The following is a 15,977-nucleotide window of genomic DNA, read 5'->3' on the forward strand; positions in this document are numbered from 1 at the left end:
AGGCGGACGACGGGGGAGGGGCGCACGACATCATGGCGCCCGCCCCCGCCGGCCGGTCCCCACAGACGGACCGGGTGGTGTTCGGCGTGACCGCCGGGCTCACCCTGGCCTTCGTGGTCTGGGGCGCGGTGGCGACGGACTCGCTCGAGGATGTCTCCACGGACATGCTCAACGGTCTGATGCACAACGGCGGTTGGTTCTTCATGCTGACCGCCACCGGCTTCGTCGTCTTCGCGCTCTGGCTGGCCGTCAGCCGGTACGGAAAGATCACCCTCGGCAAGGAGGGCGAGGAGCCGGAGTTCCGCACCGTCTCGTGGGTCGCCATGATGTTCAGCGCCGGTATGGGCATCGGCCTGATGTTCTACGGCGTGAGCGAACCGCTCGCCCACTTCATGACGCCACCGCCGGGCACCGACCCGGCGGACAAGGCCGCGGCGATGGAGACGTCGCTGGCCACCACCCTCTTCCACTGGACGCTGCACCCCTGGGCGATCTACGCGGTCGTGGGCCTCGCCATCGCGTACAGCACCTTCCGGCGCCGCCGCAGGCAGACCATCAGCGCCGTCTTCGAGCCGCTCATCGGCAAGAAGCACGCGAGCGGTGCGTGGGGCCGGGTCATCGACATCCTCGCCATCTTCGCCACGCTCTTCGGCTCGGCCGCCTCGCTGGGCCTGGGCGCCCTGCAGATCGGCAGCGGCATCGAGGTCCTCGACTGGATGAAGAACGCGGGCACGGGGCTGCTCGTCGTGATCATCGCCGTGCTGACCCTGGCCTTCGTGGCGTCCGCCGTCTCCGGTGTGGAGAAGGGCGTCCAGTGGCTGTCCAACATCAACATGGTGCTCGCGCTGCTGCTCGTGGTGTTCGTCTTCATCGCGGGCCCCACCGTCATCATGCTCGACATGCTGCCGACGTCGATCGGCGCCTACCTCGACGACCTGCCGCAGCTGATCGGCCGCACCGAGGCGTCCAGCGGCAAGGGCGTCGCGGAGTGGCTGAGCGGCTGGACGGTCTTCTACTGGGCCTGGTGGATCTCCTGGACGCCCTTCGTCGGCATGTTCATCGCGCGCATCAGCCGCGGCCGCACGATCCGCCAGTTCGTCGGCGGCGTCATCCTGGTGCCGAGCACGGTCAGCCTCATCTGGTTCGCCGTCTTCGGCGGCAGCGCCATGACGGTCGCGAGCCGGGGCGGCCTCAAGGACGAGACGACGCCCGAGGCGCAGCTCTTCGGCCTCCTGCACGAGTACCCGATCGCCACGGTCACCAGCCTGCTGGTGATGATCCTCGTCGGCATCTTCTTCGTGTCCGGCGCGGACGCGGCGTCCATCGTGATGGGCACGCTCTCGCAGAAGGGCGCCCTCGAACCCGGCCGGCTCGTCGTGATCTTCTGGGGCATGGTGACCGGCGCCGTCGCCGCGATCATGCTCCTGATCGGCGACGGAAAGGACGACGCGCTCACGGGCCTGCGCAATCTGACGATCCTCGTCGCGGCGCCCTTCACCCTCGTGATGATCGGCATGTGCGTGGCCCTGATGCGGGACCTGCGCCACGACCCGCTGATCGTGCGCGGTGAGCACGGCACGGAAGCCGTCGAGAAGGCCGTGATCGCCGGTCACGAGCAGTACGACGGCGAGTTCGAGCTCCAGATCGGCCCCGCCCAGGACGACAACGGCGACGGCCCCGAGAGGGACAACGACCCGGTCGAGACCCGCTGACCGGCAGCCCAGGAGGCGACGCCCACCATCCGCGCCGCCTCCTGGGCACCAGCCCGTCCAACGGTGTCCCGGCATGTACGCCCTCGACCATCCGTACGCCGAGGAACCCGCCGCGCCCCGTCAACTCCCCGTACACACAGGGACGTGAGCGGCCTGCGTAGCGGAATGTGTGATGCCGTGCTCACATCACACATCTGGTGGGGATACTCACAGCATGTCTGCCGAGTACGCGACCTTCGGTCTGGCACCGGCCATGCGCGCCGGTGGGGTCCTCGCCGACGGTGGCTATCAAGTGCACCGTGATTTCGTCGACTTCATCGTGAACGGGCGCCCCCTGCTGTTCCAACTGTCCGACCTCGACGCCGTCTCCCCGCTCGCCGCCGACATCCCGCCGGCGATCTTCACGGCCCATGTCCGCAGACTGCTCCTGGAGGCGGAGGCACCCCTGCGCGACGGCCGGTACGTCATATACGGCTGCCCCGAATGCGAGGGCCTGGAGTGCGGCGCGGTCACCGCGGTGATCGAGAAGGCCACCGACGGCAGCGACGACTTCGTCTGGCGGGACTTCGCCTGGCAGACCGCCGAACCCGCCGATCTGACGCTCAACGGCTACCACGGCATAGGGCCCTTCCGCTTCAGAGGCACCGAATACCGCGACGCGCTGGGCCAGTTGCTCACCGAGGGCGAACCGCAGGCCCGCCGCCGCGTCCTGCTGATCGGAGCCCGCGTCGCGGTCCTCGCCAAGCTGGCCGCCGCGCTCCGCACGATCGGCATCGGCGCGGAGATCGCGGCGGACGCGGCGGGCGTCCCACCGGACGAACTGCGCACCTACGGCGCCGTCGCCTTCGGCCGCGCCGTCCCCGACACGACCCGGACCTCCGTGCGCGAGGCCTTCGACCGGGCCGGGGTCGAGGTCGCCTACGTCGACGGCCTCGCCCCGATCATCCCGCTCCTGGTAGCCCAGATCGAGTACGCCCTGGACCGCAGCCCCCAGGAACAGCGCCGCCTCACCCGCCTGGCGGCCGACCCCCGCTCGGCGGAGCTCGAGGTCACCTCGACGTGCCGGGTCCGACTGACGGCCTACCGCCTGGACCGCCTGTCCCGCACCCGCGTGCACGAGGTCTTCGACGAGGTGCTCGAACCGGGCGAGCACAGGGTCCCGCTGGCACCCAAGACCACAAAGGGCGACGCCTACGTGGTGGCCCGCACCTCCACCAGCGTGCTGGTCGCACCGACGTCACCGTAGGAAAGGTCCCCTTGGGATCACAGCACACCCCCGGCCCCGCGGCCGTAAACGCGCGCGAGGGGACGCGGGGGTATGTGCGCGCGGAGCACCGAGGAAACATTGGCGCCTTTGTCCGTGCGGCGCGGCGCAGGGATGGCGAGCACGTACATACCCCCGCGTCCCCGCCCCACACGAGGCCCCCCACGCGAGGCCCACCCCCAACCCCCCCGACGTCCTACAATCACCCCCTGATGACCGCAACCCTCGTCGCCAAAGATCTCGCCGCCGGCCACGGCGACCGCACCCTGTTCTCCGGTCTTGACCTGGTCGTCGCCCCCGGCGACGTCATCGGCCTGGTCGGCGCCAACGGAGCGGGAAAGTCCACCCTCCTGAAGCTGCTCGCGGGCCTGACCACCCCGGAGGGAGGCGAGCTGAGGCTCTCGCCGCCCACCGCCTCCGTCGGCCACCTGCCCCAGGAACCGGACCGCCGCCCGGGCGAGACGATCCGCGCCTTCCTGGCCCGCCGCACCGGCGTGGCCGAGGCGCAGCGGATCATGGACGAGGCCACCCAGGCACTCGTCGACGGAGCCCCCGGCTCGGACGACGCCTACGCCAACGCCCTGGAGCGCTGGCTGGCCCTCGGCGGCGCCGACCTCGACGAGCGCGCCGAGGAGGTCACCGACTCCCTCGGCCTCGCCGTCGGCCTCGACCAGCCGATGACGTCGCTCTCCGGAGGCCAGGCGGCCCGCGCGGGCCTCGCCTCCCTCCTCCTGTCCCGGTACGACGTGTTCCTCCTGGACGAGCCGACCAACGACCTGGACCTCGCGGGCCTGGAGCGCCTGGAGAGCTTCGTGCGCGGCCTGCGCGCCGGCACGGTCGTCGTCAGCCACGACCGCGAGTTCCTCACCCGCACCGTCACCAAGGTCCTCGAACTCGACCTGGCCCAGCAGCAGATCAACCTCTACGGCGGCGGCTACGACGCCTACCTGGAGGAGCGGGAGACGGCCCGCCGCCACGCCCGCGACGACTACGAGGAGTACGCCGACAAGAAGGCCGCGCTCCAGAGCCGCGCCCAGATGCAGCGTTCCTGGGCGGACAAGGGCGTCAAGAACGCCCGCCGCAAGGCCGCGAAGGCAGGCGGCGGCGACAACGACAAGATCGGCCGGAACTTCCGCAGCGACGCCAGCGAGAAGCAGGCGGCGAAGGCCCGCCAGACGCAGCGCATGATCGAGCGCCTTGAGGTCGTCGAGGAGCCCCGCAAGGAGTGGGAGCTCCGCATGGAGATCGCGTCGGCCCCGCGCTCGGGCGCGGTCGTCGCGAGCCTGCGCGACGCGGAGGTGCGCCGCGGCGCGTTCACACTGGGCCCGGTCACCCTGCAGATCGACTGGGCGGACCGCGTGGCGATCACCGGCGCGAACGGCGCGGGGAAGTCGACGCTGCTCGGCGCCCTCCTGGAACGCGTCCCGCTGGACGCGGGCCACGCGGCCCTCGGCTCGGGCGTGCTGGTCGGCGAGGTCGACCAGGCCCGCGCGCTGTTCCACGGCGAGGAGTCCCTGCTCGACGCGTTCTGCGCGGCCGTGCCCGACACCGAACCGGCCGAAGTCCGCACGCTGCTCGCCAAGTTCGGACTCAAGGCCGACCACGTGCTGCGCTCGGCGGCGACGCTCTCACCGGGCGAGCGCACCCGCGCGGCCCTGGCGCTGCTCCAGGGCCGCGGCGTCAACCTCCTCGTCCTGGACGAGCCGACGAACCACCTCGACCTGCCGGCGATCGAGCAGCTGGAGTCGGCCCTGGAGTCCTACGAGGGCACGCTGCTCCTGGTCACGCACGACCGCAGGATGCTCGACGCCGTCCAGGTGTCGCGCCGCCTGGAGGTGGCGGAGGGCAAAGTGACCGAGCTGTCACTCTGACCTCCGCCACCTCGGCGCCGCTCGGTACGGCAGTACGTCAGCGCCGCTTGGGGTCGACGAGCCCGGCCCGGCGCAGCGCCTCGGCCATCGCGTCGTTGGCGGGCGGCGGCGCCTGGCGCTGCGGCTTCTGCCCGCGCTGACCGCCCCGTCCGCCACCGCGCTGACCTTGCCCCTGTCCCTGCCGCTGGCCCTGCCGCTGCTGCGGCGGACGCCCGCCCCGCTTTTGCCGGTCCTCGCCGGAGGCGGCCGCCTCGTCGTCCAGGCGCAGTGTCAGCGAGATCCGCTTGCGCGGGATGTCGACGTCCATGACCTTCACCTTGACGATGTCGCCGGGCTTCACGACGTCGCGCGGGTCCTTGACGAACGTCTTCGACATGGCGGAGACATGCACCAGCCCGTCCTGGTGGACGCCCACGTCCACGAAGGCGCCGAACGCGGCCACGTTGGTGACGACACCTTCGAGCACCATCCCGGAGGCGAGGTCGGAGATCTTCTCGACGCCGTCCTTGAAGGTCGCCGTCTTGAAGGCGGGACGCGGGTCGCGCCCGGGCTTCTCCAGCTCCTTGAGAATGTCGGTGACCGTCGGCAGTCCGAAGACCTCGTCCACGAACTCACCCGGCTTCAGCGCGCGCAGCGCCGCCGTGTTGCCGATCAGCGAGGCGACCTCGCCGCCCGCCGACTTCACCATCTTGCGCACCACGGGATACGCCTCGGGGTGCACGCTGGAGGAGTCCAGCGGGTCGTCGCCGCGGATGCGGAGGAAGCCCGCGCACTGCTCGTACGCCTTCGGGCCGAGCCGGGCGACATCCTTGAGGCCCTTGCGGTTCTTGAACGGGCCGTTCGCGTCGCGGTGCGCCACGATGTTCTCCGCGAGGCCCGCGCCGATGCCGGAGACCCGGGCGAGCAGCGGGGCGGAGGCGGTGTTCACGTCCACGCCGACGCCGTTCACACAGTCCTCGACGACCGCGTCGAGCGAGCGGGAGAGCTTCACTTCGGAGAGGTCGTGCTGGTACTGGCCGACGCCGATGGACTTCGGGTCGATCTTCACGAGCTCGGCGAGCGGGTCCTGAAGGCGTCGCGCGATGGAGACGGCGCCGCGGAGGGACACGTCGAGGTCGGGGAGCTCCTGGGAGGCGAAGGCCGACGCCGAGTACACGGAGGCGCCCGCCTCGGAGACCATCACCTTGGTGAGCTTCAAGTCGGGGTGCTTGGCGATGAGTTCGGTGGCGAGCTTGTCCGTCTCGCGCGACGCCGTGCCGTTCCCGATGGCGATCAGGTCGACCGCGTGCTCCTTGGCGAGCTGGGCGAGCGTGGCCAGGGACTGGTCCCACTTGTTGGCGGGGACGTGCGGGTGGATCGTGTCGGTCGCGACGACCTTGCCGGTGGCGTCGACCACGGCGACCTTCACACCCGTACGGAAACCGGGGTCGAGGCCCAGCGTGGCGCGCGTGCCCGCGGGGGCCGCGAGCAGCAGGTCGCGCAGGTTCGACGCGAAGACCCGCACCGCCTCGTCCTCGGCGGCCGTCCGCAGCCGCAGTCGCAGGTCGATGCCGAGGTGGACGAGGATCCGGGTGCGCCAGGACCAACGCACCGTGTCCTGAAGCCACTTGTCGGCGGGGCGGCCGCGGTCCGCGATGCCGAAGCGCTGGGCGACGATGCCCTCGTACGAAGACGCAACCCCCGGTGTGGCGTCGGCCTCCTCCGGCTCCAGGACGAGGTCGAGGACCTCCTCCTTCTCGCCGCGCAGCATCGCGAGGACGCGGTGCGAGGGCAGCTCCTTGAAGGGCTCGGCGAAGTCGAAGTAATCGGCGAACTTGGCGCCCGCCTCCTCCTTGCCCTCACGGACCTTCGCGGCGAGGCGGCCGCGCACCCACATGCGCTCGCGCAACTCGCCGATCAGGTCGGCGTCCTCCGAGAACCGCTCGGCGAGGATCGCCCGGGCGCCGTCCAGTGCGGCCTGCGGGTCCGCGACGCCCTTGTCGGCGTCCACGAACGCGGCCGCGGCGGCCTGCGGCTCCACGGTCGGGTCGGAGAGCAGCCCGTCCGCCAGCGGTTCGAGGCCGGCCTCGCGGGCGATCTGCGCCTTCGTGCGCCGCTTCGGCTTGAAGGGCAGGTAAATGTCCTCCAGGCGCGCCTTGGTGTCCGCCTCGCGGATCCGCGCCTCCAGCTCGTCGGTGAGCTTGCCCTGTTCACGGACCGAGTCGAGGATCGCGGCGCGCCGGTCCTCCAGCTCGCGCAGGTAGCGCAGGCGCTCTTCGAGCGTGCGCAGCTGCGCGTCGTCGAGCATCTCGGTCGCTTCCTTGCGGTAGCGCGCGATGAAGGGCACCGTGGAGCCGCCGTCGAGCAGGTCGACGGCGGCCTTCACCTGCCGCTCCCGTACGCCGAGTTCTTCGGCGATCCTGCCTTCGATGGACGCTGGAGTGGACGTCGTCAAAGCTGCCACGTTCCGGTACCGCCTTCTCACTGAGGTTGCCGGGCAATTGTGGCAGGTGGTGCCGACAACGGGTGATCAGACCCGGCGGGCCCGGCCCACGCGCCCCGACCGCCGACCGGCGCCCCTGCCGCCCCGCCCCGCGGAACGGGAGGCTCCGCCGAACAGCCGGGCCAGCGCCCGGAACGGCAGCGTGACGACGGTGGCGATGGCGGCGGCGATCTGTCGCAGTACGTCCGCGATGGCACGGAACATGAAGTTTCCCCTTTCGTCCGCCGGAGCCGCCGGGTCGGCGGCTCCGGACGACGGACGGGTACCTCGCACGCCCGTTGCCATGCGTGACGTACGGCTCAGCGCTTGCCGAGCAGGTCCGCGGGGAACGCGCCGGCCCGCAGCGCCGTCCCGATGATCGTGGTGCCGAGCTCGGTGAGCCGCTCGACGCCCGCCGCGCCCAAGTGCTCGTAGGGCGCCCGGTCGAGGCGGTCCGTCTCCGCCTCGATGTCCCGGCGCAGCGCCTCGCCGGCCTCCGTCAACTCGCCCTCGCCGTCCAGGAGTCCGCGGCCGCGCAGCCGCTCCACGGCGGCGTCCCACTCGTCCTGGTTCCAGCCCCGTGTCGTGAAGATCCACTTCGGGGTCATGCCCTTGCCGGTCGCGGTGTGGCTCACCAGGGCCTCGACGCCGTCGAGTTCGGCGCCGAGCAGCACCGTCAGGTGCCCGTCGCCGCGGTGCTCGCGCAGCAGCGTCGCCGCGTGCCAGTAGGCCAGGTGCGGCGCCTCGGGGACGGGCAGGTCGGCGTGTGCGGCGTACAGCGGACGCGCGCCGCGGGTGCAGGCCTCGGCGGCGCGCAGCGCGAGCGTGGCGGCCTCCGCCATCTCCGGCGAGGCGACGAGCTCCTCGCCGAGCAGGCGCCGCAGCGTCGTGTCGACGCCCCGCAGGCGTGCCGCGAGCACGTCCTCGGGGGAGGCGGTCCGCCACACGTCGGGGACGTGTGCCGCGACGAGCTCGTACTTGTAGTTGTAGAACGCGGCGGCCACGGTGCCGGGGCCGACGGCGCCGAGCGCCGCGGAGCGCACGGCGAAGTTGACCGCGCTGGGGTGGGTTATCCCGAGCCCGCCCAGCTCCCGCGTCACGTCGGACGAGAAGTAGTGCGTCGAGTGCAGCGAGTTGAGCACGTTGTGACAGCGGCGTCCGGCGCGCGGGTGGAGCGCGGCGGCCGAGGACGAGGTCGTCGAAGAGGTCATGAGGGCACGGTACCTACTGGTTGGTATGTGGGGCGCGAGGCCTTCGTCACGGATGGCAGGAAAGGTGGGGTACTCGTCATTGCGGCCATCCCGCGCCGGGCCAAGAATCGAGGACATGGAGCAGCGCACCGTCTTGGTCGTCCTCTTCGACGACGTCCAGAGCCTCGATGTCACAGGCCCCGTGGAGGTGTTCACGGGCGCGGGACACTGCCTCGGCGACCCCGAGGGCGGCTATCTCGTGCGCACCGCCTCCCTGGACGGCGGCCCGGTGCGGACCTCCAGCGGCCTCACCGTGGTCCCGGACTGCGCGCTGCCCGACGCCCCCGTGCCGCACACGCTGCTCGTCCCGGGCGGCAGCGGCACCCGCGGCGCGGACCCCGGGCTCGTCGACTGGCTGCGGGCGAACGGCCCGCGCGCCGAGCGCCTGGTGTCCGTCTGCACGGGCGCGATCCCGCTCGCCGAGGCAGGCCTCCTGGAGGGCCGCCGGGTGACGACGCACTGGGCGTCCTGCGAGCAGCTCGCCAAGGACCACCCGGGCATCGAGGTCGACCCCGACCCCATCTACGTACGCGACGGCCATGTCGCGACGTCCGCCGGGGTCACCGCCGGCATCGACCTCGCCCTGGCGCTCGTGGAGGAGGACCTGGGCCGCGAGGTGGCGCTCACCGTCGCCCGGTACCTCGTGGTCTTCCTGCGGCGCCCGGGAAACCAGGCGCAGTTCAGCGTCCAGCTCGCCACGCAGACCGCGCGGCGCGAGCCGCTGCGCGAGGTCCAGCAGTGGATCACCGAGCACCCGGACGACGACCTCTCGGTCGACGCGCTCGCCGCGCGCGCCCGCCTCTCGCCCCGCCACTTCGCCCGCGCCTTCCAGACGGAGACCGGCCTGACACCGGGCAAGTACGTCGAGCGCGTCCGCATCGAACACGCGCGCAGGCTCCTGGAGGACACCTCCGACGGGGTGGAGGAGGTGTCACGCGCCTGCGGCTACGGCACGCCCGAGGCCATGCGCCGCGCCTTCGTCAAGGCGCTCGGCACGGCACCGGCCGAGTACCGCCGCCGCTTCCACCCCGCGCGGACCGCCACATCCATCACATCCGGCACTCACCGATAGGGACACCATGCAGATCGCCATCGCCCTGTACGAGCGTTTCACCGTCCTGGACGCCGTCGGCCCGTACCAGATGCTCAGCGGCCTCCCCGGCGCCGAGACGGTCTTCGTGGCCGAGCGGACGGGCCCGGTGGGCGACGACAGCGGCAACCTCCGGCTCGTCGCGGGCAAGACCTTCGACGAGGTGCGGCGCCCCGACATCGTGGTCGTCCCCGGCGGCCCCGGGCAGAGCGACCAGATGGAGAACGAAGAGCTCCTCGGCTGGCTCCGCGCCGTGGACGCCACCACCACCTGGACGACCTCGGTGTGCACCGGCTCCCTGGCCCTCGCCGCCGCGGGGCTCCTCAAGGGCCGTCGCGCCACCTCGCACTGGCTGGCCCTCCCCGAGCTGGCGAGGCTCGGCGTCGAGCCGACGGGGGAGCGGGTCGTCTTCGACGGCAAGTACGTGACGGGCGCCGGTGTCTCCGCGGGCATCGACATGGGCCTCGCCCTGGCGGGCAGGATCGCGGGCGACGAGCACGCGCAGACCGTCCAGCTCCTGACCGAGTACGACCCCCAGCCGCCGTACGACGCCGGATCGCCGGAGAAGGCCCCCGCGCACATCGTCGCGAAGTTCCGCGACGGGAGCCGCTTCGACCAGTGAGGCCGGGTGAGGGCCCTGCGGTGGCTCAGTCGCCCCGAACGGTCCACGTGAAGCGCGGCTGCCTGCGCTCCAGGAAGGCGGCGACACCCTCGGCGGTGTCGCCGCTGCCGCGCGCCTGCCGCGCCCAGTACGCGTCCCGGTCCGTGCGCCCCGCCGCGAACTCCTTCGCGGCGGCCTGCGTCAGCTGCGAGCGCGCCGCGAGGACCCGGGTGAACTCCGCGACCCGCTTGTCCAGTTCGCCCGAGGGCAGCACCTCGTCCACCAGGCCGGTGCGCAGCGCCCGCTCGGTGTCGATCAGCTCCCCGGAGAAGAGCAGGTACTTGGCGGTGGCGGGCCCCACGAGGGAGACCAGGCGCCGGGTGGACGACGCGGAGTAGACGATGCCGAGCTTCGCCGGGGTGATCCCGAAGAAGGCCCCCTCGTCCGCGAACCGCAGATCGCACGCCCCCGCGAGCTGACAGCCGCCGCCCACGCAGTAGCCCCGTACGGCGGCGAGCGTCGGCTTGGGGAAGGCCGCGACGGCCTCCTCGGCGAGCACCGCGAGCTCCTGGGCCGTGCCCCCCGACTCGCGCAGCGAGGAGATGTCGGCGCCCGCGCAGAAGGTGTCGCCCTCACCGGTGAGCACGACGGCGCGCACGGCCGGGTCGGCGGCGAGCCCCGCGAACAGCGGCGGCACCTGGCGCCACATGTCCGCCGTCATGGCGTTGCGCTTGGCCGGATGGTCGATGACGACGGTGGCGACGCCGTCCGTGACGGTGTGCCTCAGCTGCGGCTCCATGCGCCGGATGCTATCCGCACCCCTCGAACGTACGATCAAGAAGGGTGGGACGGAACGCGCACGAGGAACATGGGGCGCACAAGGCTCCGCCGAGCGATACGGAGACGCTCATGGCCAGACTCAAGGACGCCAAGCCCACCGACCCGGGGAACGAGAGCGCGCAGGCCCAGGGCGCACGCCTCAGCCGCAGCTTCGGCTGGCTCGCGGTGCTCGGCGTGATCCTGGCGGTGGCCGGTCTCGTCGGCCTCGTCTACACCGGCGTCGCCACGCTGACCTCCATGCTGCTCTTCGGCTGGCTCCTGCTGATCGGTGGCGTCGTCGGCCTGCTGCACGCCATTCAGTCGCGGGGTACCAGTTTCTTCTGGCTGGGCGTCGTGGTGGCCGCGCTGAACCTCGCGGCGGGCGTGGTGATCATCCGCAGGCCCGACGTGGCGGCGGAGGCGCTGACCATGTTCGCCGCCCTGCTCTTCCTCACGGGCGGCGTGTTCCGCCTGGTCGGCAGCCTGGTGGTGCGGGGGCCGCAGTTCGCCATGACCCTGCTGCAGGGCGCCTTCGGCCTGCTGATCGGCATCCTGGTCCTCGCCGACTGGCCCAGCAGCAGTCAGTACGTCATCGGGTTCTTCTTCTCCCTGGAACTGCTCGTCGACGGCCTCGGCCTGATCGCCACCGGCGTCGGCGGGCGCCGCATCGTCAGCCTCGTACAACCTGAAGAACGCGTGAAGGCAGAACAAGGAGAGCAGGAACAGTCACACAACTGACCCTGTCATACGCCACCGATCAAATCCCGTCGATAGTCGCTGACTTCTGGTCAGTAGCGCGGTCCGGACCAGAGCATTACCAACACTCGATGTGTGGTGACAATCGAGCGCAAGGGCGGCGACCGGACGATGGAGAACGACGGGAGGGGCTCCGGCCCGCTCCCCAGGTGCGACGGACCTGTGCCGTACGAGGGCGTATGGCGTTTCACCGCCCCCGCAGTCGACGCCTCCGTGCCCCAGGCGCGGCACGCGGTGCGGGACCTGCTGGCCCGGCAGGGCGTCCCCGCGTCCGACGACCTGATCCAGGGCCTGCTGCTCATCGTCTCCGAGCTGGTGACCAACGCGGTGCGCCATGCGGCCCTGCTCTCGCCGATGCTCGCGGTGGAGGTCGCCGTCGGCGCCGAGTGGGTGCGGGTGTCCGTCGAGGACAACCACCCCTACCGCCCGACGGCCCTGGTCGCGGACCACGGGCAGACGGGCGGCAGGGGACTCCTTCTCGTACGCGAGATCACCCAGGAGGCGGGCGGTGCCTGCGACGTCGAGCACACCGCGAGTGGGGGCAAGGTCATCTGGGCGGCCCTGCCCCTGAAGCCCGACGGCGTCTAGCGGCTACCAGCCCGCGGAGGGACCGGTCAGCTCCTTGATGGCGGGCCGTGCCGCGTCGAGCACGGTCATGAACCACGCGGAGAACGGTCCCTCCTCGTGCCGCACGGCCAGCTCCTGTGCCGTCACGAACGCGGTCGCGCCGACCTCGGAGGGGTCGGGCCGCAGCGGGGCCTGCACCATGCCCACGAACAGGTGATTGAACTCCTGCTCGACGAGCCCCGAGTCCGGGTCCGGGTGGTTGTAGCGCACCGTGCCCGCCTCGGCGAGCAGCGAGGGCGAGATGCCCAGCTCCTCGTACGTGCGCCGGGCCGCCGCGGCGAACGGTGCCTCGCCCGGGTAGGGGTGACCGCAGCAGGTGTTCGACCAGACGCCGGGGGAGTGGTACTTGTCGAGGGCCCGCTGCTGGAGCAGCAACCGCCCCTGCTCGTCGAAGAGGAAGACGGAGAAGGCCCGATGCAACTGTCCGGGGGCCTGATGCGCGGAGAGTTTCTCCGCTGTGCCGATCGTCCTGCCGTCCTCGTCCACGAGTTCCAGCAAGATCGCTTCTCCGGTGCCGTTCGACGAGCTGTTCGCCGCGGTGGCAGGTGTGATCGGCATACCCATCCTTCGCTTCGGTCTTCGAACCTCAAGTCTGCCGTACTTTCCGGACACTCCCGGCCCTCCGAGGACCCGCATGTCCCCTCGCGCGCGGGCGCGACGGGACATGCGGGGACGCCTCTGGGCAGAAGCGTCCCTCAGGGCCTCAGACCCCGAAAGCGGTCGGATACTTGATCGTGCCCTGCGGCAGCGGCGCGGAACCGTCGGACTCGTTCAGGACGAGCGCCATCATCGCCTCGTCGGGCACCTCGAACCCTGGCCGGATCCCGTACCCGGAAGCAGGCTTGAAACCAAACCGCGGGTAGTACGCGGGATGCCCGAGGACGAGGACGAGCCGCTCGCCACGCGCGCGTGCCGCATCGAGTACGGCGCGCACGACGGCCGAGCCGGCCCCCGTCCGCTGGTACTCCGGCAGGACCGCGCAGGGCGCGAGCGCGAGGGCGGGCGCGCCGCCCACCCGGCAGCGGGTGATCAGCGCGTACGCCGCGACCGAGCCGTTCGGCGCCTCGGCGACGAACGACAGGCCCGGCAGCCAGGCCTCGGGGTCCGCGCGCAGCGCGTCGACGAGGTCGGCCTCCGCCTCGGTCTCGAAGGCGGTGGCGTTCACGGCGTGCACCGCCGCGACGTCGGCCGCGGTCTCCGGCCGGGTCGGCCAGGAGTCCGCGGGCCGCAGGACGTAGCCGGTGTAGCCGAACTCCGTCCCGTGCTCGCGCCGCATCGCGATCTCCTCGCGGGTGGCGGCGAGCGCCTCGGCCATGCCGGGAGCGCCCGGATCCGCCGCGTCCGCGCGGGCGGCCAGCGGGCCGTAGTACTCGTCCCAGTCGGACTCGGGCTGCGGGTGCACGCCGAGCACGGAGTACCCGGCGCCGGTGGCGGCCCGGCGGTTCTCCTCGCCCGTCCGCAGCGTGTAGTGCCGCTCCCAGAAGGAGCGTGCCGCGGCGGACGGCTCGGCGGTCGTCCATTCGCACTCGGTGAGGACGAGCGCCCCACCGGGGGCGAGCAGGCGCCGCCAGGCGCCCAGAGCGGTGTCGAAGCCGATGCCGTAGACCGAGCTCTCGGCCCAGACGAGGTCGAACGAACCGTCCGGATAGGGGAGTTCGGACATGTCGGCGTTGACGGCGGTGAGGGATCCTTCGAGCCCGCGCGCCCGTGCGGACGCGCGCAGCTCGTCGAGGAACGGCTCGTGCAGATCGACGGCGGTCACCTCGGCGCCGGCCTCGGCGGCGAGCAGGAGCGAGGCCCGGCCGGGTCCGCAGCCGAGATCCAGCACGCGCGGCCGCTCGGGCAGCGCCCCCACGAGGGAGAGCAGCCGCCGGGTGGTGTCGTCGGAGCCGGGGCCCTGCCGGGGAAGTCCGTGGTGCAGGGCGAAGAAGGCGTCGGTGACGGAAGAAGCGTTGTCGGTCAACGTAGGGAAACCCTTGAGTGAGAGGGGCCCGGCGGACGTGTGCGACGTACGCGTCGAGACGTACGAAGAGGAGACCTGTGAAAGGTGAGGGACGTCAGCCGTGGACCCGGGAAGTGGGGATGCACGTGTCGCTGCGCAGTGCGAGAGCAGCGCTCGTCACGACAGTCATCAACCCACCTCCTCAGTCCTCAAGAATCTCTGGCCACGATAACACGCAACGTGGTGACCCGGCCCTCGCCCGGTCGCTCAGTGGCAGACCTTCGCCTCGTGCTCCGCGTGCCCGCTCGGCTCCAGCTGGAAGGTGCAGTGCTCCACGTCGAAGTGGTCGCCGAGGCAGCCCTGGAGCTCGTGCAGCATCTTCTCGTGGCCGATCGCGTCGAGGGTGTCGGAGCCGACCACGACGTGGGCGGAGAGCACGGGCAGGCCCGAAGTGATCGTCCAGGCGTGCAGGTCGTGGACCTCCTCGACGCCCGGCAGTTCGAGCATGTGGGCCCGCACCTCGCTCATGTCGATGCCCTTGGGCGCCGACTCCAGGAGCACGTTCAGGGTCTCCTTCAGGAGCTTCACCGTGCGCGGGACGATCATGAAGCCGATCACGAGCGAGGCGATCGGGTCGGCCGCCTGCCACCCGGTGAGCATGATCACGGTCGCTGAGACGATGACCGTGACCGAGCCGAGGGTGTCCGCCACGACCTCCAGGAAGGCGCCGCGCACATTGAGGCTCTCCTTCTGGCCGCGCATCAGGAGCGAGAGCGAGATCATGTTCGCGACGAGGCCGAAGACGCCGAAGCAGATGGCGAGGCCGCCGTGTGTCTCGGCGGGCGTGATGAAGCGCTGCACCGCCTCGTAGAGCACGTAGCCGCCGACGCCGAGCAGCAGCAGACAGTTGGCGAGCGCGGCGAGGATCTCGGCGCGTGCGTAGCCGAAGGTGCGGTTCTCGGTGGCGGGCCTGTTGGCGAAGTGGATGGCGAGCAGGGCCATGCCGAGGCCCAGCGCGTCCGTCGCCATGTGCGCCGCGTCCGCGACGAGCGCGAGGGAGTCGGCCAGGATGCCGCCCGCTATCTGCGCCAGCATGACGGTGATCGTGATGATGAGCGCTGTCCGCAGCCGCCCTTTGTGGGCGTTGGCCGCCGTCCCCGTGGTCGGTGCCCCGTGCGTGTGTCCGTGATCGTGCCCAGCCCCCATGGAGCCGCCCTCCCGCGTCGGTCATCGGTCTGCTGTTCGGTGGTCGCGCGCCCACAGTGAACTACGGGTGGGGGGTATCTGGCAACGCGGCACTGAACACCGTTGTCATATGCTCTGACCTGCGAAAATGGCAATGATTACCGGCAAGGAGAGGGTGCAGGTCAGAGCCTCGGAACGATCAGCTCCGGGGTGCGGCGGGGCGCTGTCCGCACACATCTCACCGATCAGGGTGATCGTTGCGCGTACGGGAACGCCTTCGATCCGCGTACAAAAGCGGCTTCGGCCCGTGCGGGGCACCGAGTGGGCGCTATGCGGGCAAGCCGGGCACCGTGTGGGCGCGGTTTGTGGGCGCGGCCCCTCTTCCACCATGATGATCGC

13 protein-coding genes and 1 pseudogene are annotated in these 15,977 nt (G+C 71.4%); 7 read left to right on the top strand and 7 right to left on the bottom strand.

The window, feature by feature from the left end:
- Nucleotides 1–32: 32 nt before the first annotated feature.
- From ACZ4D5_RS28250 to ACZ4D5_RS28260, 3 genes are all read left to right on the top strand, one after another.
- Nucleotides 33–1,712, top strand: coding sequence for a BCCT family transporter (locus ACZ4D5_RS28250; RefSeq protein WP_467775349.1), 1,680 nt, complete (start codon nucleotides 33–35; stop codon nucleotides 1,710–1,712).
- A 214-nt stretch (nucleotides 1,713–1,926) separates the two neighbouring features.
- Entirely contained in the window at nucleotides 1,927–2,958 is a 1,032-nt protein-coding gene (locus ACZ4D5_RS28255; RefSeq protein ID WP_467775228.1) for an oxidoreductase, read from the top strand.
- 230 nt (nucleotides 2,959–3,188) lie between these two features.
- Nucleotides 3,189–4,847 carry an ABC-F family ATP-binding cassette domain-containing protein gene (locus ACZ4D5_RS28260; RefSeq protein ID WP_467775229.1) on the top strand — a complete coding sequence of 553 codons (1,659 nt, stop codon included), beginning with the start codon at nucleotides 3,189–3,191 and terminating at the stop codon, nucleotides 4,845–4,847.
- 37 nt (nucleotides 4,848–4,884) lie between these two features.
- Here the strand turns inward: ACZ4D5_RS28260 and ACZ4D5_RS28265 are convergent, their stop codons facing one another.
- From ACZ4D5_RS28265 to ACZ4D5_RS28275, 3 genes and pseudogenes are all read right to left on the bottom strand, one after another.
- On the bottom strand, nucleotides 4,885–7,290 hold the full coding sequence (locus ACZ4D5_RS28265) for a Tex family protein (RefSeq protein ID WP_467775230.1): 2,406 nt from the start codon (nucleotides 7,288–7,290) through the stop codon (nucleotides 4,885–4,887).
- A 114-nt stretch (nucleotides 7,291–7,404) separates the two neighbouring features.
- Nucleotides 7,405–7,533, bottom strand: a pseudogene (locus tag ACZ4D5_RS28270) (LPFR motif small protein); the annotation flags it as partial.
- Nucleotides 7,534–7,628: 95 nt separating this feature from the next.
- A complete protein-coding gene (locus ACZ4D5_RS28275; protein WP_467775231.1) occupies nucleotides 7,629–8,519 on the bottom strand; it encodes an SCO6745 family protein in 891 nt (296 codons plus the stop codon).
- A 115-nt stretch (nucleotides 8,520–8,634) separates the two neighbouring features.
- Between ACZ4D5_RS28275 and ACZ4D5_RS28280 the strand changes: the two genes are divergently transcribed.
- Together ACZ4D5_RS28280 and ACZ4D5_RS28285 are read left to right on the top strand one after the other, a co-directional pair.
- Nucleotides 8,635–9,630, top strand: coding sequence for a GlxA family transcriptional regulator (locus tag ACZ4D5_RS28280; RefSeq protein WP_467775232.1), 996 nt, complete (start codon nucleotides 8,635–8,637; stop codon nucleotides 9,628–9,630).
- A 7-nt stretch (nucleotides 9,631–9,637) separates the two neighbouring features.
- Nucleotides 9,638–10,270: a DJ-1/PfpI family protein gene (locus ACZ4D5_RS28285; protein ID WP_467775233.1), complete on the top strand. Its 633-nt coding sequence runs from the start codon at nucleotides 9,638–9,640 to the stop codon at nucleotides 10,268–10,270.
- A 25-nt stretch (nucleotides 10,271–10,295) separates the two neighbouring features.
- Here ACZ4D5_RS28285 and ACZ4D5_RS28290 read toward each other — a convergent pair whose 3' ends face one another.
- Nucleotides 10,296–11,048, bottom strand: coding sequence for an enoyl-CoA hydratase/isomerase family protein (locus tag ACZ4D5_RS28290; protein ID WP_467775234.1), 753 nt, complete (start codon nucleotides 11,046–11,048; stop codon nucleotides 10,296–10,298).
- Nucleotides 11,049–11,158: 110 nt separating this feature from the next.
- Between ACZ4D5_RS28290 and ACZ4D5_RS28295 the strand changes: the two genes are divergently transcribed.
- Together ACZ4D5_RS28295 and ACZ4D5_RS28300 are read left to right on the top strand one after the other, a co-directional pair.
- On the top strand, nucleotides 11,159–11,806 hold the full coding sequence (locus ACZ4D5_RS28295; protein WP_467775235.1) for an HdeD family acid-resistance protein: 648 nt from the start codon (nucleotides 11,159–11,161) through the stop codon (nucleotides 11,804–11,806).
- 129 nt (nucleotides 11,807–11,935) lie between these two features.
- Nucleotides 11,936–12,412, top strand: a complete 477-nt coding sequence (locus ACZ4D5_RS28300; RefSeq protein WP_467775350.1) for an ATP-binding protein — start codon at nucleotides 11,936–11,938, stop codon at nucleotides 12,410–12,412.
- 3 nt (nucleotides 12,413–12,415) lie between these two features.
- Here the strand turns inward: ACZ4D5_RS28300 and idi are convergent, their stop codons facing one another.
- The 3 genes from idi to ACZ4D5_RS28315 all read right to left on the bottom strand — a co-directional run bounded on the left by idi (nucleotide 12,416) and on the right by ACZ4D5_RS28315 (nucleotide 15,599).
- Nucleotides 12,416–13,009 carry an isopentenyl-diphosphate Delta-isomerase gene (gene idi / locus ACZ4D5_RS28305; protein WP_467775236.1) on the bottom strand — a complete coding sequence of 198 codons (594 nt, stop codon included), beginning with the start codon at nucleotides 13,007–13,009 and terminating at the stop codon, nucleotides 12,416–12,418.
- A 145-nt stretch (nucleotides 13,010–13,154) separates the two neighbouring features.
- Nucleotides 13,155–14,414, bottom strand: coding sequence for a GNAT family N-acetyltransferase (locus ACZ4D5_RS28310; RefSeq protein WP_467775237.1), 1,260 nt, complete (start codon nucleotides 14,412–14,414; stop codon nucleotides 13,155–13,157).
- 246 nt (nucleotides 14,415–14,660) lie between these two features.
- Nucleotides 14,661–15,599, bottom strand: coding sequence for a cation diffusion facilitator family transporter (locus ACZ4D5_RS28315; RefSeq protein ID WP_467775238.1), 939 nt, complete (start codon nucleotides 15,597–15,599; stop codon nucleotides 14,661–14,663).
- Nucleotides 15,600–15,977: the final 378 nt, after the last annotated feature.

Source organism: Streptomyces sp. NPDC025651, from assembly GCF_055558735.1.

What these genes read in the sequence shown, in the direction of transcription:
- ACZ4D5_RS28250 (WP_467775349.1), top strand. Translation starts at nt 33, where the DNA reads ATGGCGCCCGCCCCCGCCGGCCGGTCCCCACAGACGGACCGGGTGGTG.
- ACZ4D5_RS28255 (WP_467775228.1), top strand. Translation starts at nt 1,927, where the DNA reads ATGTCTGCCGAGTACGCGACCTTCGGTCTGGCACCGGCCATGCGCGCC.
- ACZ4D5_RS28260 (WP_467775229.1), top strand. Translation starts at nt 3,189, where the DNA reads ATGACCGCAACCCTCGTCGCCAAAGATCTCGCCGCCGGCCACGGCGAC.
- ACZ4D5_RS28275 (WP_467775231.1), bottom strand. Translation starts at nt 8,519, where the DNA reads ATGACCTCTTCGACGACCTCGTCCTCGGCCGCCGCGCTCCACCCGCGC.
- ACZ4D5_RS28280 (WP_467775232.1), top strand. Translation starts at nt 8,635, where the DNA reads ATGGAGCAGCGCACCGTCTTGGTCGTCCTCTTCGACGACGTCCAGAGC.
- ACZ4D5_RS28285 (WP_467775233.1), top strand. Translation starts at nt 9,638, where the DNA reads ATGCAGATCGCCATCGCCCTGTACGAGCGTTTCACCGTCCTGGACGCC.
- ACZ4D5_RS28290 (WP_467775234.1), bottom strand. Translation starts at nt 11,048, where the DNA reads ATGGAGCCGCAGCTGAGGCACACCGTCACGGACGGCGTCGCCACCGTC.
- ACZ4D5_RS28295 (WP_467775235.1), top strand. Translation starts at nt 11,159, where the DNA reads ATGGCCAGACTCAAGGACGCCAAGCCCACCGACCCGGGGAACGAGAGC.
- ACZ4D5_RS28300 (WP_467775350.1), top strand. Translation starts at nt 11,936, where the DNA reads ATGGAGAACGACGGGAGGGGCTCCGGCCCGCTCCCCAGGTGCGACGGA.
- idi (WP_467775236.1), bottom strand. Translation starts at nt 13,009, where the DNA reads ATGCCGATCACACCTGCCACCGCGGCGAACAGCTCGTCGAACGGCACC.
- ACZ4D5_RS28315 (WP_467775238.1), bottom strand. Translation starts at nt 15,599, where the DNA reads ATGGGGGCTGGGCACGATCACGGACACACGCACGGGGCACCGACCACG.